We start from the raw sequence: 17,877 nt of genomic DNA on the forward strand, positions 1-17,877 counted from the left end.
CGCGCTGAGGATAACGTGAGGCGGCCAGTGTCGCTTCCAGGAGCGGGAGGAGCTACCGTGGAGAGACGGTGGCGGGCGCGTGCGCGGGCCGAGGAAGCGAGCGCCCCTTCCGCCCGCCAGACGTCCGGCCAGGGATCCGGAGAGAGAGTTCAACGCAAAGGCGCAAAGACGCAAAGACGCAAAAAAAATTTTAGTTTTGTAGTTTTGCGCCTTTGCGTCTTTGCGCCTTTGCGTTTATTTCTCTTCGCTCGCGAGGCAGATCCCTGGCGGGAGCTCTGATCCGCGGTACTACAGGCCGAAGCTCGCCTTGATCGCGTCGAACTCCGCGAACGCGTCGCTGCTCGCCCTGGTCGCGCCGCCCTGCGACGTGAAGAGGGACGAGCCCCATGTGCCGCTCTGCGTCGGCTCCCAGAAGAACGTCCCGAGCCCCCTGCCGTCCGGCAGGTCGCGCATGATCTGATTGGCCTTCGTGCGTTCGGGGTTGTATTCCGCGATCGCGAACGACAGCTCCGGGAATGTCTCGGCCAGTTCATTGAAGGTGTTCGCCCACACCTCGGGCTCCCCCTGAAATGCCGTGTAGCAGGAGAGCCCGAGGACGTCGAACGCGACGCCTCGCGTCCTGGCGCTGTTGACCCACCACGTGACGCCGTCGACGTCCTCGGTGTTCTCGACATGCAGCATGATCTTGATGGTGTCGTCGACCTCCTTGACCCCGGCGATGCCTGCCTTGAGCAGGGCGGCCAGGTTGTCCCAGTTCTGGTTCGACGCTCGCCCGGTGAGGCCGCTCGGATTGACGACCGAATCGTTGCCCCAGCAGTCCGTGCTGGCGGACGGCACGTGGATCAGCATGCCCGGCGTGATCTCGTTGCCGATCTGCACCATGTCCGGGCGCGCGCCCGCGCTGACGAGCGCGGCGACCACGTCCTTCGTGTAGTCCTTCAAGAGGCCCGCCATCTCGTCGATCGACCGCGCGCCCCGCCAGGCCTCGGGGATGATCTGTTTGCCGGGGTCGGCCCAGGTGTCGCTGTAATGGAAGTCGAGCAGGAACCCCATGCCTGCGGCCTTGATCTGCTTGCCGAACTCGATCGTGTGGTCCTTGTCGCAATAGCTCTCTTCCTTCTCGCAAGCGCCGCCGGTCCCGAACGCATAGCCGTAGGTAGCGCCCGGGTCCACGAACGTCCGGAGCCGGATGTAGTTGAACCCGTGGTTCTTCAGCAGCTCGAGCATCCCTTTTTCGTCGCCGTCCGTGTCCACGTACGTCGCGCCGCTATCGACCGCCTCCTGGACGCTGGAGATATCGGCGCCGAGGATGAAGCCGGGCTCGAACGGCGCCATGCCGCCGGCTCCGCCCGTTCCGGCGCCGCCCACGCCCACCGACGTGGAAGCGGACGACGACGAGCTCGTCGCGACGGACGCGCCTCCCCCGCTCGAGCTCCCGGCCGTCGCGCTGCCGCCGCCTCCCCCCGAGGCGGATCCCCCCTGACCCGCGCTGCTTGCATCGTCTCCACCCGCGCTCGGCTCTGTGCAGTGACAGAGAAAAATTGGAATGAAGAGCGCAGCAAGCCTGGTGCAGGAGCGTACGGTGGAGCGCATTGTGGACATCATGCCACCATCATACCCGGGCCCGACGGCTGAACGCGATCGGCCTCTCAAGCAGTCAGGCGCGCGCGCTCACGAGCCAGCAGGCCGCGGTGAAGCGCGCCGCGCCCTCGCGGACGTACGGCTCGAAGGCGGCGCGGACCACCTCGGCCGTCCGGGCGCGCGTCGGCTCGTCCGCGTCCCGCAGCGCGAGGCCCACCGGTCCGAGCTTGATGACATAGGTGAGCAGGTCCTTCTCCGCGACGCCGGTGGGCACGTCGAGCGGGCGAATGGCGACGTCGGTCCAGCCGCTCGCGTCCAGGATGCGCTGCACGCGGTCGCTGTCCGCGAAGGCGAACGGGCCTGGCGCGTCGGGGCCCGGGATGGGCAGGTTGGGCAGCAGCGGCGCGGCGGCGCGGGCGGCCTCGGTCATGAACGGGTTCTCGGCCGGGCTGCGCCAGGCCACGAACGAGAGCCTGGCGTCGCGCCGCGCGGCGCGCCGGAGGTTGGCGAACGCCGCGGCGGGATCGGCGAAGAACATCACGCCGAAGCGCGAGATCACCGCGTCGAACTCGCCGGGCTCGAAGCGATGCGTCTGCGCGTCGGCCTGGACGAAGGCGGCGGACGAAAGGCCCTCGGCGGCGGCGCGCGCCCTGGCGGCCGCCACGAGCGGCCCGGAGATATCGACGCCGAGACAGCGGCCCGCCGGCCCGAGGCGCCGCGCCATCGCGAGGGCCGTGGCGCCCGCGCCGCAGCCGACGTCGAGCACGCGGCCGCCCTCGCCGGGGAAGGCTTCTTCGAGGAGCGGCGCCCCGAGCGGCGCCAGCATGGCGTCGAGCACTCCCTGCATCTCCACCCAGATGGGCCCCCCGGCGTCGTTCCACAGGGCGGCCTGGTCGCGATTGGGCTGGTCGGCTTCGGACATCGGAGTCTCCTTTCGCTTGCGATGGGCAAGCACGCCCCGTAGTCTGCAAGTTCAAGTCGACTTGAGGTCAAGGGTGAAAGACAAGGATCTGGACATCGCCGAGGTCGCCCGGCGCTCCGGCGTGCCCGCCTCGACCCTGCGGTACTACGAAGAGAAGGGGCTCATCGCCTCGACCGGGCGGCGGGGCTTGCGGCGCCTGTTCGCCCCCGGGGTGCTGGAGCGGCTGGCGCTGATCGCCCTCGGCCAGGTGGCGGGGTTCTCGCTGGACGAGATCGCGCAGATGTTCGCGCCCGACGGCCGGGTGCGCATCCAGCGCGAGCGGCTGACGGCCAAGGCCGACGAGCTGGACCAGACCATCCAGCGGCTGGTCGCCATGCGCGACGGCCTGCGCCACGCGGCGGCGTGCTCCGCGCCGAGCCACATGGAGTGCCCGCGCTTCCGCAGCATCGTCCGGCTCGCCGGCGCCGGCCGGCTCGAGCCGCCGCCGCGGGGAGCCTCGGGGCGGAGGCGGTCCGGGCCGCCCGCGGAGCCGCGCCGGCGCCCCGTCGGCTAGCTCGTCATTCCCGAGGCGCTGCTGCTCGCCGACGCACCGGCGCTCGCGGGCTGGATCATCGCTCGATCTCGCGTGTCGACGCGCGGTCCCGTATCGAGCCCGTAGACGTCGCGCAAGCCGAGCCGCAGCGTACGGGCGGCGAGGACGGCGAAGATCAGGTAGTGGGCGAGGAAGAAGCGCTCGAAGAGGGCGGGAAACAGCAGCGTACGTACCATGACGTTGAGGAGCAGCACGCAGGGGAACATCACCCACGGCTCATCGAGCGCCAGGCCACCTCCGCTCCTGACGTGCAGCACGAACGCGATCGCGGGCAAGAGCATATAAGGAATCACGGAGCTCGTCAGCACGCTCGGGACAAGGCCTGTGGCGACAGCCCGGAAATAGTCATCCAGGCCGACCGAGACGAGGGCGGACGCCGGGTGAACGAGGGGATCGATGAACGTGTGATAAAAGAGGGTCCGCCACCCGTATGCGCCATTGAGCCGGGTGACGAGGACATACGCCCCCAGGATCGCCGAGGACGAGGCGGCGAAGCAGGCGAGGCGCGCGCGCAGCCGCTCCGCGCGGCGGAACAGGAGCAACCAGGCCGAGAACATGAGCCCGAGGATCGCGGTCTCGTGCCTCACGAGCACCGCGACGGTGAGCAGAACGAAGGAGAGGCGCCGATTGCCCGCCTCGAGGAACGCGTACCCGGCGGCGACCACGATGAGCGCGGCGAGCCCATCCGGGGTCGGGAGGCTCGCGACATGGGTGAAGGAGGAGCTCAAGAAGATGAAGCTGCTCACCAGGACGGCGCATATCGGGTCGAGGTGGCGCATCATCCAGGACAGGCCCACGAGCGCGAGGAGGACGTACGACAGCGCCGAGACGGCAGACGCCGCTCGCGCGACGTTCACCCCGCACTTGTACAGCAGGTAGAGCAGGCTCGAAGAGACCATCCGCATCCGATAAAACGAGAGCTGTTCGACAAATGCCCGAGGGTCCTGCGCGACCTCGGCTCTGTAGGGTGAGCTGCTCGTGAGCTCGTGAACCACGGCAGCCGGGGCGGCGTCACGGAGGGCGCCATACGCGCCGCCATGGATGACGACCGGATCGCTCGACTCGTAGGAGAGCGCGACGCCGCTGTAGCCGAGCACGTCCCAGCCATACCGTGGCGATCCGTACCCGCTTATGGCGGCGACGCCCACAACGATGCAGCAATAGACCGCAACCGCGATCCGTCGCGGCCAAATACCAGCACACATACCCCCTCCGTCCGGTCTCCGATGACGGCCGTCGCAGCGGTCCCCTTGCGCCGACGACGATGATTCAAAGATTCCAGACTTATTCTCCCATGGTTGGTCATACCGTCAAGAGCTCCAGGCAGGCCGAGCTGCTCGCGCTGGAGTTGTCGGCGTGAGCGATGGGCCCGGCCGCAGTGGAAGATCAGACAAATTCGGATTCTCGCTGAGCGCCCGGGGCGGCACTGCGCTTGCCTCCCGTCATGGCGGTGCGCGCGGTCTCGCACGATTCCCGCACCATTCTCGCAGGATTCCCGCAGCACCCCGCACGAGTCCCGCACCACCCCGCACGAGTCCCGCACGAGAGGAGCATTCGAATGGGCAGCAAGGCGAAGACGACGACCGCGGTCGCCCGGTCGATCGATGATGTCTCCGAGCAGATCTTCCGGCAGGTCGAGCAGAGCGGCGCGCTGCCGCCGCACCTGGGGGCGCCCGAGGCCGTCGGCGCGGCGCTGTGCACGCTGTCGCGCCGGCTGAGCGGTGGAGAGGCGCGGGACCTCGCCTCGGCCCTGCCCTCGACGATCCAGGCGATCGTCCAGCCATGCGCCACGCACCGCGACGACGATCCGGAGGTCTTCGGTCGTCGAGAGTTCCTCGAGACGCTCGCGGAGCACCTGCACATCGATACCGACCAGGCGAGGGCGGTGTCCCATGCGGTCTTCGCTGCCGTGGAGCGCGAGATCCCCATGAAGGAGGTCACGGACATCGAGAGCCAGCTCCCGGCCGATCTGAAGGAGCTCTGGGGGCGCCACCGCGCCGCGGGCAGCTCCCACGCGGAGCGGCCGGCGGACACGTCGCTGGCGGAGCCTCCCCCGCGGGCGTCCGTGGACACGCCCGCGCCGGACCAGCTCCGAGACGACGTGGGCGCGGACGGCACGGCGGCGACCTCATCCGGCGACGCCCCCGCCGTCCGGCGCGCGAGCTGACGGCGGCACGGGGCGGCGCTCCGGCGAGCTGGACGGTCCAGCGGGAGGAGCCAGCCCCGGAGCGCCACCTTGACGCGCTCCGGCAGCGCCACCGGGGCGGGGCGCGCGAACGACGGGAGAACCTCGGCCACGAGGAGCGGCGGTCGAGGTCCCGCAGGCGCTCGGCGTCCATCCCGGCGTCCTGATGCGCCGCGCCACGCTGGCCGAGGTGACGCGCGGGAGGCCCCCGCGCAGCGCGCAGCCTGCGAGCGAGGCGACTGCCGTCGAGGTAGTCCGGCAGCCGCCACGTGATGACACCCTCCTCACAATTCCAGCGTCTGTGCAGAATTACGCAAAGGCTCGGTGTTGATTGTTGATTCGGCGCGGGCGTAACCTGCCCTCACCGGAGGCCGATCGGCCGCCGTCCACCATGGCCACCCAACCATGAGGCCGTCCAGCGGCCCATGGAGAGCACAGCGAGGAGGAGCGAGTTAGATGACAATCTCCGCGTCAGCGCCTGAAGCAGACGAGCCCCAGCTCGCCGGCCTCGCCGCGGAATGGCGCGCCATCGTGGCACGGGAGCGGGAGAACCGCGTGGCGCAGGTCGCCGCGTGGGAGGCGAAGCTCGCCGAGCTCCGCGCCGAGCAAGAGGAGCTCGTGAGGGGTGGCCGCTGGGCCGGCGGGCCGGACGATCTCCTGAGCATCCTCGGGCAGAGCCGGCAGGAGCGGTATCACTCCGCGCTGCTGGCATGGCTGCTCGATCCCCAGGGTCGACATGGCCTCGGCGCTGGCTTCCTCGAGGCGTTGCTCCGCCGCTGCGCGGCCGATCCGCCGAGGGCCACGCTGAACCGCGCCCGGCCCGCGCTCGACGTGAGCAAGGGCGACGCCCGCGCCGATGTCGTCGTCGCTGGGCCTGGGCTCTTTCTCGTGATCGAGAACAAGGTCGATGCCCGCGAGCAGCCCCTGCGATGCGATCACCTTTACGAGAGCTTCTGTCGAGAGCCAGGCGCGCTGTTCGTCTTCCTGTCGCCGTCCGGACGAGCGCCCGTGACAGCCACGGGCCCCGCGCGGGAGGCGTTCACGCCGATGAGCTACGCCGACATCGCGGCGATGCTCCGCGACGCGATCGCCTCGGCGCCGGGCAACGGCGCGACGGCGCATGGGCGCGAGGCCGCCTCCAACTATCTCGCCACCTTGGAGAGGGAGTTCCGATGAACCGCATCGACGATCCGCGTGCCGTATTCTACCTCCGGAATCAGCCGCTCATCGAGGAGTGGGCCGCCATCGGCGAGTCCGTCGCCGACCTCGCGCACGCGTTTCTATGCTCGTGCGCGGATGGGATCGCCGAGCTCGCCTCCGAGCTCTCTCCAGATGTCGACGTCTACAAGTTCCTGGAGGACGACGAGGACTGGCCGAAGATCCTGCTGGTCTTGCCAGGATGGTTCCCGTCGAGCCAGGCCGGGCTCGTCCCCGGCGTCGACGTCGCCCCCAGGGTCGGGGTCGGCCTGGAATGGAACAAGTCGAGGCGCCTGAACTTCACCACCTCTCCTGCTTGCGCGTTCACGGGCGTATGGGTGGATATCGACATCGCCGGCGGCAAGGAGCTGTCGAGGAAGCTCCGCGCGGCCTTCGGAGAGGCCGGCATCCTCAAGCAGCACAGGCTCACCTCCAGCGCCTGGTGGCCCGCCTACCGCTACGAGACCGCGACAGGGGATTACTGGAACGATCTCGCCCCCTACCGCGAACAGCTCATCCAGTCGGTGCGGTCCCACTGGATGGAGTTCGCGCCGCGGATCCGGGACGTGCTGGCGGGCTGACCGTCTAGCGCCGTACGCCTCGGTGGGGCGCCGCGGCATCCGCGCTCCCCTCCCCTCCTCCTTCGCAGAGCGAACGCAGCGCGACACCGGCGCCCGCAGCGCCGACGCGAGCTCGCCGTGGCTCGACGAGAGCGCGGCGAGCGGCCCCGCGCGACGTCGGGTCGCCACCGCGACCTCGTGGCCTGACATGCGGGGAGCCTCGGCCGCCCATCGGTCGGCCAAGTGGATCGGGGTCGGATCGAGCCGTTCAACGGGGCGCCGTACGCGCGCCGCGCGCGGGCCACTCCGCGCACGTGACGATTTCCGCGCCCCTGCCGCGAAAGACGGTGTTGACGAGGAGCTCGTGCACCGCCGGGTCCGGGTCGGCGCACCCGTCGCGGAGCACGGTCAGCCCGTAGCCCCGGTCCGACGCGTCGTAGAACGTGGCCGCGACCATGGCGCTCGTCGCGACGCCCGTGAGCGCGAGCGAGTCCACGCCGCGGGCGCGGAGGACCAGATCGAGATCCGTCCCTGCGAACGCGCTCGTGCGCCGCTTGAGCACGACGATGTCGTCCGCGGTGACCTCCAGCGCGACCTCCGTACCCGGCGAGCCCTCGTGGAACAGGTCACCGGCCCGGTGGAAGGCCGCGAAGACCTCACCCGCCAAGTCCGCGCCGTTGGCCCGAAACGCGGTACGCACGAACACCACCAGCACCCCGGCTGCGCGCGCTCGCGGCAGCAGCTCGGTCACCGGCGGCACCACGGCCTTCGCGAACGGGTAATTGTTGAGGATCCCGACCTGGAGGTCACCGACGATCAGCGCGCTACGCATGGTGCGAGCTTCTCCATCCAGCGGTTCACCGTCAACAGCATTCCGAGGGACGAGCACCGCGCACGCCGTCGCGATGCCCATTTCTTCTCTCCCCTCTGTGCTCTCTGTGCCTCCGTGGTTCGAATCTCTTCATTCTCGGGCGTTTCAAGCTGATCGGTGCCAGCTCCGAGCTCTCGGCATGCTCGTCTCCGGGGGCGTCATCGTCGCCTCGAACGTGCTCGCCTACACGAGCGTCCCCCGGGGCGGCCGCTTCGGCATGGTCGATCTGCTGCACTTCGCGCTCCCCGTGGCCATCTACTGCCTGGTGAACTTCGCGATGGACGAAGGCCGAGCCCGCGAGCGGCGCGCCCGCGGGCTCAGGGGCGAGGAGTAGCCGCGCCCGCGCGGATCGCCGGACGACTCGCCGCGCCTGGCGCACGACCAGCGACCGGAGATCCGCCCCTCGGCCAGGAAGCCCCCGGCGAGCCCCCGGCGGCGCTGCGCCTCGACCACGCGGAGTTCGACCACGCCCAGCGGGCACCCCGTCACCCGCACCTGACGCGCACGTCCTGCCGGACAGCGCATCGAGCAGGCAAAGTTGAGCACTCAGGGCCACGTTGAGCATTACCCTCCGCGGTGCGCTCCGGAGGGGTTCCGACGTTGCTGGTGCGCTTCTGCTTTGGTGGTGGCTGGTTTTGCCTGAGTTGAGAGCGCCACGCCGACCGCTTCGACGGTGTCCCTACCAGTTGTCCGAAAACAGACAATCGTAAAGCGTGGCCTCTCCCAAGGAGCGGCTGTCGGTTGCCACGTCAGGCACGATGAGCTCTCCGACGAGTGGCGGCATACGTTCGTATCCCCAGGTTAGCTCGATGTCTCGTGCGATCCAAGTCGCGTACGGCTGCTCATCGGGCGACAGATCGAAGCTGAGAATTCGACGTGTCGCTTCTAGCGGCAGCGGTGGCTCGAGAAGTTTGGGCTTGACCAAACTGACCAGCTTGCCCACCCAGGCAGGTAGGACGTAATGCGTGTCATGAACGAAGATGCTTACGTGGCGAGACGGCGTCGCGCTCAGCATCTTTCTCCTATCAATTTCTTCGAGATCATCAACGGTACGCGAGCCGTAAACAATATAATAGGGAACCAAAAGACTAACCATGAACCCTATCACGCGATCATACTCACCCGGAAGACTTGCTCCGATAGAGAGGCAACCGGAGTAGCAGGCATCGTAGTTCCCCGTGGGAAGATGCACAGAACGGTCAATTGAGGCACGGCCCAAAAACTTACTATCGATCCGATGCAACATACCTTGCCAACGGTCACGATCGGCTCCGGCTCGACGACGGGCGTCCACCAGCCGGCCATATTCCTCTGTTCGCTTGTAGCGCGGATCCTCACGCGAGACCCCGCGCGGATAGTAGCGATACACCACCTCGATCAATTCTTCATTCGAATGCCTCATGGCTTCGTAACCCTGGCACCGCCAATGGCCTCGGGCATCCTTACCGTCATTTCATCCTTGAATTTGATAAGCGGTGCCAGCCCGGAGCCACCCGAGGCTTACACCGGCGCTCAGTTCGGATGCCGCAGCCTGCGTCGGAACAACAAGGATCGAGAGCACCAATCTTGCCGCGCATAGGACCCATCGCGCTGTTGTCCTCACCGCCTTCTCCCCCCATGATTCGTTTTGGCCAGACTTTCATTGATGCTCCCAGTCCAATCATGTGCAAGACGGAAGCTTGCCAATTCGAGCCGAGCGCGCGAGAAGGCGAACCATTCTTCTGACCATGGGATTCATCGTCAAACAGAAATATGAGGGAAAGCCGCGGTTGACCTGGGTCAAACCGTCCAGGGCAGGCAGTGTAGCGGCGATGATGTCACGTGACCGCCCGACGGGCGCCATCTTGCGCCGTCGGGTTCCCGCGGACAGGATCGGCCGTTCGCCGATGCGGGCCGAACGTGCGCGCTTACTGGCGGTGAGCTCGCTGCGGAGGGGCCCCTGGGCGCAGCCGCGGCCGTCCGCGGACAGACGCGACGGTTTCGCCGAGCGCAGCGGACGCCGGCTCTCGCGCTCCGCCGTTCCGTTCGACACGTTGTCTAGACGGGTGATCGCGTGGCGCGTCGGGCGTCGCGGCCAGGAGACGACAGACGCCTTCATGGCCGATGTCCGCGCCAGGCTGCTCGTGATGCCGCAGATCACGAGCGATGGTTCGCGCCGCACATCTCTACCGTGGGCGCGCAGTTCGGCCCGAGCGTCGACTTCATGCAAACGGCTGTGCTGGGTGGTCAATACGCTCCGCGTGACCCCGGCGAGGCAGGCCGGCATCACCGACCACGTGTGGACCGTGGACGAGCTCGCGGAGGCGCAGCTGACCGAGCCGGCCAGCGAGGCCCCGAAGGCACAGCCGCTCCGTCATCGCGAGCCCTGGGTGCCAGCGCGCAAGCTTCCGAGCGGCAGGGGCTTCCTGCGCCTCGTGACGGAGCCGACGCCCGCGCAGCGGCGTCCGCAGCGCGCTCCGGAATACCCGCCGTCGGCGCCTCCGGTCCAGGCTGCCCCGCCGCCTCCTCCGGTGGCGCCGGCCGGTCCGGTCCAGCTCAACCTGTTCTCCTGGAAGCCCGGCCCGACGGACACGCCGGCGGAGGCTCGTCACCGGTAGGACCAAACGCTCCCAGGCGCTCTTTCTCTATCAGAGCGTCTGGGGTGTGCGTGCGCTCCCCCGCGCGAGCGCCGTCCGGCGGCTCGTGGGCCGGCGAGCTCGCCGCGTCGTCAGCGGGCCGGGTGCCTAGTCGGGGTCGGGCACCCCACGGGCGCGCCGCTCGCGGACCCGACCTTCATCCATGCTGAGTTGCACGATCAGGTAGATCCAGAGCGGGAAGAGCGTCCGCACGACGTCTACGATCCTCCCTAGCGAGGGAGAATGTGCGTCGTGGCAAACAACGGCCGGGGCTCCGAGCGCGACGCCACAGACCACGATGCCGATCGTCCTCAGCGGCTGGGGGACAATCATGACCGCTCCGCTAGAACGGGACGGCGCACAGGAGGCCCATGGCGACTCCGCCCCAGAGCCCGGTGTCGTCGCACCGCTGACGCGCCCTCGCGGTCCTGGCCCGCGGACACACCGCGTAGCGCAACGTCAAGAGAGAGCCGCCAGCGTAAAGGCCGCACATCAGGAGGCTGATCGGGCCGATGGCCTGCTGGACGTCTCCGGTCGGCTCGTCGCCATCGGAGACGGGCATGGCGTTCTCATCCTGCGCCGCGGCGTCATCGAGCACCGAGGCGCAGGGCACGTCCGCGTAGGCTCCCGGGTCGAGCGGGTCGAAGATGCGGATCGCCGCTTCGGGACGGTCGGCGCACGCCACGGCGAGCTCGTGCCGCCCGGCCGCCACGATCTGCGGGATCGCGGGCTCCTCCGGGTCGAGGCTCAGCTCGAAGTGGCGCGTCGAAAGGCCGGCCTCCTCTGCTCTGCCCTCCTCTCCCGCCGCGCTCGGTTCGTCCGCTGCTCCGCAGGCCGGCGCTCCCATGAGCGCGGCCACGGCCAGGGTGATCCCGGTGTGCACGTACTACCTCCACGCGACGCATTCCGTCGCGCGCGGGACTTTGTTGCCAGCGGCATGCCAGGGCCGCATGAACCAGCGCGCGTGGGCTCAGGGCAGGGTGAAGTCGTCGAGCTCGTCCCGTTGGCCGAGGCCATCGCGACCATCGCCAAGAACGAAGGGCGCGCCCCGAGCAACCCCACCACCCAACATTGAGCACTACCGTCTGTGGTGCGCTCCGGAGCGGTTCCGACCCCGCCGGTGCGCTCTGCTTTGCGCTTCGGAGGGCTTCCGACCCCGTTCGAACGCTCTGCTTTGCGCTTCGGAGGGGTCCGAACCCCCCTTCTGGCACAAGATCTCGCGGTTTTGCGTAGATTTTGGCACAAAATTTCGGTTTACAATGCGTTTTTTGGCACAATTCTGCCCAGAAAGACGCTCCGCGGAGCGATCTCGAGGGGTCCGGACCCCGGTGTGTCGCAATGCATTGCGTTTGTGCCGGTGCCGGACCCCCCCTCACCTGGCACATGCCAAGGCGGCTTGGCACAGATCGCACGGCGCGCGGGGGGCTCGCTCCGCCACGAGCGCGGCTCGCCCCGTCACGAGGCGCTGCGCGCTCGCGACGGGCAGAGGAGAACGGGACCGGGCGCCGGGATGCTCGCCGCGCGGCGCCGGAGGCCGCCATCGGCGGATGCCGGGGCCATGCTCTCCGGGCGGGGGGGCGGTGACGGGTGGAGGACGAATCGGCAGGAGGTCGGAGCGCCGCCAGCGGGCGCGCGCGGCGCGAGCGCGCCTCAGAGGTCGGCGGGCACCGGCGCGGCGGTCGGCGCGTCGGCCAGAGGCGGCGCTGTCGCCTCTTCCTCGGGCTTGCCGCTCTTCCGCGCCGCGCCCCGGCCGGTCGGCCCGACGCTCCAGCCCGCGAGCGGCGCGAGCAGCTTGTCGGCGAGCTCCTGCGTCTCCGGCTCGTCCGGCTCCACCGCGCCCATCACCTTGATCACGTACGCGCGCAGCGCCTCGGTGAAGGCGTCGAGCGCCTCGCGCACGCTCGGCGGCGCCGCCGCGGCCGCGGCCGCGGGCGCCGTGACGCCGAGCGCCTTGCCGTACGCGGCGTGCGCGGCCTCGAGGGCGGCGAGGAAGCGCTTGCCGCCGAGCGCCTCGATGCGCGCGTCGAGGCCGTTCTTGCGGATCCGCTGCAACCGGAGCTCGCTCTCGGACCATTCGAGGAGGTACGTGAGCTGAAGGAACTTGAGGCCTCCGGTGAAGATCGCCGCCTTGAGCGAGCTCGCCTCCGCGGCCTCGGGCGCGCCCGGCGGCAGCTTGGTGAACGCGGTCAGGAAGTCGTGGAGACCGCTCCAGCACCCGTCGAGGACACGGTCGCACTGGACCGTATCCTCGCTCGCCTCCCCTCCCTCGGAGAGCGACACCTGATCGCGCAGCGCCGACGCGAGCGCGGCGTGGCTCGACGAGAGCGCGACGAGCGCCCGCGCGATGCCCTTCGCGAGCTGCCTCTTCACAGGCTTCGCCACCGTGACGAGCTGCTCGCCCAGCGCCATGGCCCCGACCGCGGTGAACCGGGGGACCTGGACAACTTCAGAAGCGGTGTATTTGCTCATGAGATCACCCTCGTCCGTGCAGGAGCGCGGGATTGCGCCGCTATGCCGGACGGGCCGGCGTCGTTTATTCATGACGCGAAGAGAGGTGTCCAGAGCGAAGTGGATCGGAAGATGGGTTATAGAAGAAGCTCGGGTGTCGAATTCCTGCCGTGCGCGGGGGCGCGCGGAGAACGCGCGGGGAAAGAGATGGGTGAGAAGAATGAGGGATGTTGAGGAGATAGCTGGGTTGGCACCGATCTGGCCAGGAGGGGAGCAGGAGGCGCGCTGTCCGGTCCGGGGAGGGCCCGTCGAAAGAGTGCTTTCGTCGGTGGCGACGTTCTCGTGATGGTGATCGCGCCATTCTCGACGTACAGATCCGGCGGCGGTGAATCTGCGGCTGCCGAGATCCGGACGGGTTAGCGGGAGGAGCCAGCCCGGAAGACGGAGGCGAAGCGCCCGGCGGGCGTCACGATGACGTGGTCCTGGAGGGGGACGCCGATCAGGTGGGCGGCGTGCTCGATCGCGTGGGTCAGCTCCACGTCGTCGTCGGACGGCGCGGGGTCGCCACTCGGGTGGTTGTGGGCCATCACGAACGCGACGGCGCCCAGCTCGAGGGCGGCGCGCAGGACATCGGCGGCGCGCAGGGATCCGCTCAGGAGGCCGCCGCGGCAGACCATGCGCTCGTTGGACGCGATCGTAGGCGCCGAGGGCGGCGATCCAGGCTCGGTGTCGTGGTCGGCCCTCCCTGGCGGGACTTGCGACGGGCCCGGCCAGTGGACTCCGAGGACCTACGGATGATAGGGGAAACCCCATCGTAATCCGCGATCTCATCGAATCGGTCATGGCTATCGCCTTCGGCGTCCGCGGGCCCGAGGACGGCTGTACGGGGGCGGACATCGGCGCCGCCGAGCAGCGCCTCGGCATCGTCCTGCCGGAAGCGCTGCGGGACTACTACGCCACGGCGGGGCGCCATCGCGGCATGATGGATGCCGGGTTTCACATGCTGCCGCCCGACAAGCTCCGGCTCGCGGGCGACTGCCTGGTGTTCTGCGAGGAGAACCAATACCTTGCCGAGTGGGGCATCCAGCCGGCCGACGGCGCGTCGCCCAACCCACGGGTGAGCGGCCGCGCCCGTAACACCGAGACGTGGTACAGCGAGGCGTCCAAGCTCTCGGGCTTCCTGATCCATGTGGCGACCTGGCAGGCCGTCATGTCGCTGCCGGAGCGCTCGCGGTGTGAGCTGCCCGAGAAGAGGCTGAAGACGCTGGAGCCGTTTCTGGAGCACATCGGCGAGAAGCAGCTGCGCTCCGGGGGGCACCGCGTCAGCTTCATCGACCGGCACAACCGGCTGCTGGCCACCTATCTCTACAACTCCGAGACCCTGTACGTGGGCGCCACCCGCCCCGAGGCGCTCGAGGCCTTCGAGGCGAGATGCGGGCTGGAGCTGGACACCCTTTGAGGCATGCCCACGCGTGACGCGCGGCTCAGGGAGCTTGCGAGCGAGGCGACCACGGCGGCCGAGGCGACGGTCGGCCGGCGCGTGCCCCCCTCCCCTACGGCGCGGCGAGGGCCGCGATCTGCTCGGCCGAGAGCGCGCCGTCGTAGATCCGGAAATCGTCGATATACGCCTTGAGCAAGGCGTCCGGGAACTGCGACTTGCCGATGTAGTTGCTCGCCGTGGGCGCGATCCGCGACGGCGTCACGTCGTGCGGAGGCGCCGGCGTGGCCGACGCGACGGAGACACCATCGACCCACAGCTGGTACGTGCCGCTCGAGATCGTGACCGCCACGTGCTTCCAGACATCGACGGTCAGCGGGTTCGCGACCCTCACGATCGCCTCGTTGCCCACCGTGTCGACCTGCGTGTAGACCGAGAGACGCAGGGCCCCGGTGTCGTCGAGCGGGGTGAGGAACATGAAGCCGTTGCCGCCGAAATCGAAGATGCGAGACCAAATGTCGATCCTCTTCAGCTGGACCCAGGTCGCGATGGTGAGATCGTCGAGCTCGTCGGTGAGCCCGTCGGGGAGATCGACGTGGGGGTCGGCGCCCTGCAGGTTGAGCGCGCCGCCGATTCGCCCCTCCGCGAGCCATCCGGCGCTCCCGACGAGCGTGGCGTCGTTCCCGTTGCCCGACGCGTCGTGGGCCACGAGGCCGGTCTCCTCGTCGAACGTGTAGTGCACGACGAGCCTCGGCTCCGGCCCGGCGCCGCCGCTGCCGCCCGCGCCACCGTCGCCGCCCGCGCCCCCATCGCCGCCCGCGCCGCCGGTGCCGGTCGCTCCGCCGGTGCCGGTCGCTCCGCCGTCTCCACCCGCGCCGCCGCTGCCGGTCGCTCCGCCGTCTCCACCCGCGCCGCCGCTGCCAGTCGCGCCGCCGTCTCCACCCGCGCCGCCGCTGCCGGTCGCACCGCCATCTCCACCCGCGCCGCCGTCTCCACCCGCTCCGCCGCTGCCGGTCGCGCCACCGCCCCCGCCTTCGCCACCGCCGCCCGCGGCGCCGCTGCCGCCATCGCCGCCCGCGCCGCCCGTGCCCGTCGCGCCCCCACCGTCGCCCCCGGAGCCGCTCGTCGTCGAGCCTCCACCCGTCGTCGTCGTCGTCGTCGACGTCGTCCCGCTGCCGCCGCTCCCCGGGTCGTCATCGCTGCTCGAGCCGCATCCGCCGGCCGCCGTTCCCAGCATCGCGGCCGCGAACAACGCAGCCCTGAGACCACCCGACAAGATCGATGTCTCTCTCATCGCATCCTCCAATAAGGCCGATACCTCGAGCCCCCGGGAACGCTCCGGCGGTGCTCGACAGGGTTGTTGGGGTTCTGCAAAACGCGACGGCGATGACGGCCGTCGTCAAGCATCAAGCATCCGCTCGAGAGATGAAATCACCTCACATACCGCGGAGCAATACCGAACCAACCACGCCGGTCCGGCTCGGCTCAACCGACACGGCGATCGGCCTCTCCTTCGTGGGGCGCAGCAGATACGTCAGCGCGGCGCCAGCGAGCGCCGCCGCGCCTACACCGAGAGAGATGTCGGCGATCAGGTACCGCGTGCGCACGGCGTCCAGATCGCTGTCGGCGCAGCTCGGGCTGCACGTCTTCTCCAGGCGATCCTGCTCGGATCGGCCCATGAGCCCCCACACCGCAAAGCTCGCCCCGCCCGCGACCCCCAGGCCCGCCAGCACGTAGGTGAGCGCCGGCACCGGACGGTAGGTCTCCGTGACGCTGGCCTGCGCCGGCGGGACCCGGGCCTCCACCAGGGGCTCGAGCGCGACGTTCAGCTGCTGGAAGCGCTGCCCCTCGAAGAGGATGATCTCCTTGGACACCGGCTTGTGCCCGGCGCGCTCGACACGGTAGGTGTGCTTCCCCGGATCGAGCTTGAGCGGCGCGCCGCTCGACGACAGCTCGACCGGCTGGCCGTCGACCAGAACCGTCGACCCGGTGACCTGCTCGCCGCCGCTCGTCACGTTGAACACGACCGACGGCGTCGCCCGCTCGATCTCATCGACCCACGCCCCGCAATCGCGGAGGACCGGAGCCGGGCAGTCCGACCGGGCGCAGCCCTTCAGCGCGCGGCCCGCCTCGAGCAGCTGGTGCTCCTTCCGGAGCCGCTGCACCTCGGCGTGCGCGGCGACACATTGCGTGACCGCGGAGGCCGCCCCCGCCGCCGGCGCCGCAGGCCCGTCCGCCGGCGCCGCAGGCTCGTCCGCCAAGGCCGAGAGCGGCCAGAGCGCGGTCGCCGCCAGCGCGAGCGCCGCCCACCCGCCGCGCCCCGTTCCGAAAGGCTTCCCCCTCCGCAGCATCCCTGTCTCTCCAGCCATCGCGCCAAGCTCCTCGTGTCCAGCAGACTCGCACCCGACCGCCTGTCGAGCAAACTTCCGACGGTCGGCCGAGCGGGCCGACCGCGGCCGGCTCACCCGCTCATTGCGCCGCGAGGGCCGCCACCTCGGCCGCCGAGAGCGCGCGATCGTAGATCCTGAAATCGTCCACGATCCCGACGAGGTAGGGATCGACCGCGAACTGAGAGCGGCCGATGAAGTTCTGCGTCGTGTTCCCCAGATCCGAGGGCCGGGTGGTGATCAACTCGCTGCTCGCCACCTCGGCCCCGTTGATGTACATCAACGAGCGGTTCGGGTTGTAGCTCAGCGTCACCGCCAGGTGCGTCCACTGCTGGAGCGGCAAGCTACCATTCATGGTGTATTCCTCGACGCCCGCAGGGGAGTTCAACGAGAGGCGGACGCCGGTCGGATTCGCCGCCTTCGGGCACACGTAGAGCCACGCCACCTCTCCGGATCCGAAGTCGAAGATCCGCTGCCACCACTGCTGCTCGCCGAGCGAGATCCAGAAGGACACCGTGAGCTCGTTGAGCGTCTGCAAGACGCCGGGCGGGAGCTCCACGTACTCCTCCTCCCCCGAGAGGGACAGCGCATTGCCGATGTGCCCCTCCACCGACGTCCCCCCGAGGAGGGTCCCGTCGCGCATGCCGCCGGTGGCGTCCACCGCGATGCCCTCCTCGAGCGCGTCGAACGTGTAATGCAAGAAGAGCCCCGTCTCGAGGTCGATGAGCGGACCGCCCCCGTCGCCGCCCGCGCCCCCGCGGCCCCCGGCGCCGCCGTCGCCCCCCTCACCTCCGGCGCCCCCGACGCTTGCAGCGCCGCCGTCGCCCCCGACACCTCCGGCGCCCCCGTCGCCGCCACCGCCGCCGGTGGCCCCGGTGCCGTCGCGGCCTCCAGAGCCGCTGCTGCTCTCGCTGGAGCTCTGCGTCGCCGAGCCGCCTCCGGCGCCCGCCGCGCCCTCTTGGAGATAGGACAGGCTTTCGAGCGAGCAGGCCCCGAGGCACAAGGGAGCGAGCGCCAGGAGCGCACGCGCCGCCGGACGAAGCGCCGCAGGGCCGGCCAGCACCCTTCCACGAGCTGCCAT

19 protein-coding genes are annotated in these 17,877 nt (G+C 69.6%); 8 read left to right on the forward strand and 11 right to left on the reverse strand.

Annotation, left to right across the window (positions count from 1 at the left end; genetic code table 11):
* Positions 1-288 precede the first annotated feature (288 nt).
* Positions 289-1,335 carry a glycosyl hydrolase 53 family protein gene (locus WMF26_RS29020; RefSeq protein ID WP_437995321.1) on the reverse strand — a complete coding sequence of 349 codons (1,047 nt, stop codon included), beginning with the start codon at positions 1,333-1,335 and terminating at the stop codon, positions 289-291.
* On the opposite strand from WMF26_RS29020, the gene WMF26_RS29025 reads away from it, so the two are divergent.
* Positions 1,334-1,483 carry a hypothetical protein gene (locus WMF26_RS29025; RefSeq protein WP_437995322.1) on the forward strand — a complete coding sequence of 50 codons (150 nt, stop codon included), beginning with the start codon at positions 1,334-1,336 and terminating at the stop codon, positions 1,481-1,483. The genes WMF26_RS29020 and WMF26_RS29025 overlap by 2 nt on opposite strands.
* 174 nt (positions 1,484-1,657) lie before the next feature.
* On the opposite strand, the gene WMF26_RS29030 is transcribed toward WMF26_RS29025, so the two are convergent.
* Positions 1,658-2,503 (reverse strand): class I SAM-dependent methyltransferase, encoded by an 846-nt coding sequence (locus WMF26_RS29030; RefSeq protein WP_437995323.1) that lies wholly within the window; start codon positions 2,501-2,503, stop codon positions 1,658-1,660.
* Positions 2,504-2,576: 73 nt separating this feature from the next.
* On the opposite strand from WMF26_RS29030, the gene WMF26_RS29035 reads away from it, so the two are divergent.
* Entirely contained in the window at positions 2,577-3,056 is a 480-nt protein-coding gene (locus WMF26_RS29035; RefSeq protein ID WP_061628044.1) for a helix-turn-helix domain-containing protein, read from the forward strand.
* Here WMF26_RS29035 and WMF26_RS29040 read toward each other — a convergent pair.
* Positions 3,053-4,192 (reverse strand): hypothetical protein, encoded by a 1,140-nt coding sequence (locus WMF26_RS29040; protein WP_437995324.1) that lies wholly within the window; start codon positions 4,190-4,192, stop codon positions 3,053-3,055. The genes WMF26_RS29035 and WMF26_RS29040 overlap by 4 nt on opposite strands.
* Before the next feature lie 461 nt (positions 4,193-4,653).
* Here WMF26_RS29040 and WMF26_RS29045 point away from each other — a divergent pair, with 461 nt between their 5' ends.
* The 3 genes from WMF26_RS29045 to WMF26_RS29055 all read left to right on the forward strand — a co-directional run bounded on the left by WMF26_RS29045 (position 4,654) and on the right by WMF26_RS29055 (position 7,058).
* A complete protein-coding gene (locus WMF26_RS29045; protein WP_437995325.1) occupies positions 4,654-5,262 on the forward strand; it encodes a DUF2267 domain-containing protein in 609 nt (202 codons plus the stop codon).
* Between the two features lie 474 nt (positions 5,263-5,736).
* On the forward strand, positions 5,737-6,456 hold the full coding sequence (locus WMF26_RS29050; protein ID WP_437995326.1) for a PD-(D/E)XK nuclease family protein: 720 nt from the start codon (positions 5,737-5,739) through the stop codon (positions 6,454-6,456).
* Positions 6,453-7,058, forward strand: a complete 606-nt coding sequence (locus WMF26_RS29055; protein WP_437949410.1) for a hypothetical protein — start codon at positions 6,453-6,455, stop codon at positions 7,056-7,058. Before WMF26_RS29050 ends, WMF26_RS29055 begins: the two co-directional genes overlap by 4 nt.
* Before the next feature lie 247 nt (positions 7,059-7,305).
* Here WMF26_RS29055 and WMF26_RS29060 read toward each other — a convergent pair whose 3' ends face one another.
* Complete coding sequence (locus WMF26_RS29060; RefSeq protein WP_061628048.1) at positions 7,306-7,869, reverse strand: cysteine hydrolase family protein; 564 nt, start codon at positions 7,867-7,869, stop codon at positions 7,306-7,308.
* Between the two features lie 178 nt (positions 7,870-8,047).
* Here WMF26_RS29060 and WMF26_RS29065 point away from each other — a divergent pair, with 178 nt between their 5' ends.
* On the forward strand, positions 8,048-8,242 hold the full coding sequence (locus WMF26_RS29065; RefSeq protein WP_437995327.1) for a hypothetical protein: 195 nt from the start codon (positions 8,048-8,050) through the stop codon (positions 8,240-8,242).
* Positions 8,243-8,587: 345 nt separating this feature from the next.
* Here the strand turns inward: WMF26_RS29065 and WMF26_RS29070 are convergent, their stop codons facing one another.
* Entirely contained in the window at positions 8,588-9,310 is a 723-nt protein-coding gene (locus tag WMF26_RS29070; RefSeq protein WP_437995328.1) for a hypothetical protein, read from the reverse strand.
* Positions 9,311-9,635: 325 nt separating this feature from the next.
* Here WMF26_RS29070 and WMF26_RS29075 point away from each other — a divergent pair, with 325 nt between their 5' ends.
* Entirely contained in the window at positions 9,636-10,505 is an 870-nt protein-coding gene (locus WMF26_RS29075) for a hypothetical protein (protein WP_437995329.1), read from the forward strand.
* A 361-nt stretch (positions 10,506-10,866) separates the two neighbouring features.
* Here WMF26_RS29075 and WMF26_RS29080 read toward each other — a convergent pair whose 3' ends face one another.
* From WMF26_RS29080 to WMF26_RS29090, 3 genes are all read right to left on the reverse strand, one after another.
* Positions 10,867-11,406: a hypothetical protein gene (locus WMF26_RS29080; RefSeq protein ID WP_437995330.1), complete on the reverse strand. Its 540-nt coding sequence runs from the start codon at positions 11,404-11,406 to the stop codon at positions 10,867-10,869.
* Between the two features lie 767 nt (positions 11,407-12,173).
* Positions 12,174-12,992 carry a hypothetical protein gene (locus WMF26_RS29085; protein ID WP_437995331.1) on the reverse strand — a complete coding sequence of 273 codons (819 nt, stop codon included), beginning with the start codon at positions 12,990-12,992 and terminating at the stop codon, positions 12,174-12,176.
* A gap of 395 nt (positions 12,993-13,387) precedes the next feature.
* Complete coding sequence (locus WMF26_RS29090) at positions 13,388-13,648, reverse strand: JAB domain-containing protein (RefSeq protein ID WP_437995332.1); 261 nt, start codon at positions 13,646-13,648, stop codon at positions 13,388-13,390.
* A 164-nt stretch (positions 13,649-13,812) separates the two neighbouring features.
* Between WMF26_RS29090 and WMF26_RS29095 the strand changes: the two genes are divergently transcribed.
* Positions 13,813-14,430 carry an SMI1/KNR4 family protein gene (locus WMF26_RS29095; protein WP_437995333.1) on the forward strand — a complete coding sequence of 206 codons (618 nt, stop codon included), beginning with the start codon at positions 13,813-13,815 and terminating at the stop codon, positions 14,428-14,430.
* A gap of 94 nt (positions 14,431-14,524) precedes the next feature.
* Here WMF26_RS29095 and WMF26_RS29100 read toward each other — a convergent pair whose 3' ends face one another.
* From WMF26_RS29100 to WMF26_RS29110, 3 genes are all read right to left on the reverse strand, one after another.
* Positions 14,525-15,703, reverse strand: coding sequence for a LamG domain-containing protein (locus WMF26_RS29100; protein WP_437995334.1), 1,179 nt, complete (start codon positions 15,701-15,703; stop codon positions 14,525-14,527).
* Positions 15,704-15,845: 142 nt separating this feature from the next.
* Positions 15,846-16,778: a hypothetical protein gene (locus WMF26_RS29105; protein ID WP_437995335.1), complete on the reverse strand. Its 933-nt coding sequence runs from the start codon at positions 16,776-16,778 to the stop codon at positions 15,846-15,848.
* A 100-nt stretch (positions 16,779-16,878) separates the two neighbouring features.
* Entirely contained in the window at positions 16,879-17,877 is a 999-nt protein-coding gene (locus tag WMF26_RS29110) for a LamG domain-containing protein (protein ID WP_437995336.1), read from the reverse strand.

Origin of the sequence: Sorangium sp. So ce185, assembly GCF_051526825.1 — a bacterium.
GTDB classification, from domain to species: Bacteria; Myxococcota_A; Polyangia; order Polyangiales; family Polyangiaceae; genus Sorangium; species Sorangium cellulosum_D.

Bases quoted from the DNA above. Each gene is read 5' to 3' on its own strand.
- WMF26_RS29025 (WP_437995322.1), top strand. From the start codon at position 1,334: ATGCCGCCGGCTCCGCCCGTTCCGGCGCCGCCCACGCCCACCGACGTG.
- WMF26_RS29020 (WP_437995321.1), bottom strand. From the start codon at position 1,335: ATGGCGCCGTTCGAGCCCGGCTTCATCCTCGGCGCCGATATCTCCAGC.
- WMF26_RS29030 (WP_437995323.1), bottom strand. From the start codon at position 2,503: ATGTCCGAAGCCGACCAGCCCAATCGCGACCAGGCCGCCCTGTGGAAC.
- WMF26_RS29045 (WP_437995325.1), top strand. From the start codon at position 4,654: ATGGGCAGCAAGGCGAAGACGACGACCGCGGTCGCCCGGTCGATCGAT.
- WMF26_RS29050 (WP_437995326.1), top strand. From the start codon at position 5,737: ATGACAATCTCCGCGTCAGCGCCTGAAGCAGACGAGCCCCAGCTCGCC.
- WMF26_RS29055 (WP_437949410.1), top strand. From the start codon at position 6,453: ATGAACCGCATCGACGATCCGCGTGCCGTATTCTACCTCCGGAATCAG.
- WMF26_RS29060 (WP_061628048.1), bottom strand. From the start codon at position 7,869: ATGCGTAGCGCGCTGATCGTCGGTGACCTCCAGGTCGGGATCCTCAAC.
- WMF26_RS29065 (WP_437995327.1), top strand. From the start codon at position 8,048: ATGCTCGTCTCCGGGGGCGTCATCGTCGCCTCGAACGTGCTCGCCTAC.
- WMF26_RS29070 (WP_437995328.1), bottom strand. From the start codon at position 9,310: ATGAGGCATTCGAATGAAGAATTGATCGAGGTGGTGTATCGCTACTAT.
- WMF26_RS29075 (WP_437995329.1), top strand. From the start codon at position 9,636: ATGGGATTCATCGTCAAACAGAAATATGAGGGAAAGCCGCGGTTGACC.
- WMF26_RS29085 (WP_437995331.1), bottom strand. From the start codon at position 12,992: ATGAGCAAATACACCGCTTCTGAAGTTGTCCAGGTCCCCCGGTTCACC.
- WMF26_RS29090 (WP_437995332.1), bottom strand. From the start codon at position 13,648: ATGGTCTGCCGCGGCGGCCTCCTGAGCGGATCCCTGCGCGCCGCCGAT.
- WMF26_RS29095 (WP_437995333.1), top strand. From the start codon at position 13,813: ATGGCTATCGCCTTCGGCGTCCGCGGGCCCGAGGACGGCTGTACGGGG.
- WMF26_RS29100 (WP_437995334.1), bottom strand. From the start codon at position 15,703: ATGAGAGAGACATCGATCTTGTCGGGTGGTCTCAGGGCTGCGTTGTTC.
- WMF26_RS29105 (WP_437995335.1), bottom strand. From the start codon at position 16,778: ATGGCTGGAGAGACAGGGATGCTGCGGAGGGGGAAGCCTTTCGGAACG.
- WMF26_RS29110 (WP_437995336.1), bottom strand. From the start codon at position 17,877: ATGGCAGCTCGTGGAAGGGTGCTGGCCGGCCCTGCGGCGCTTCGTCCG.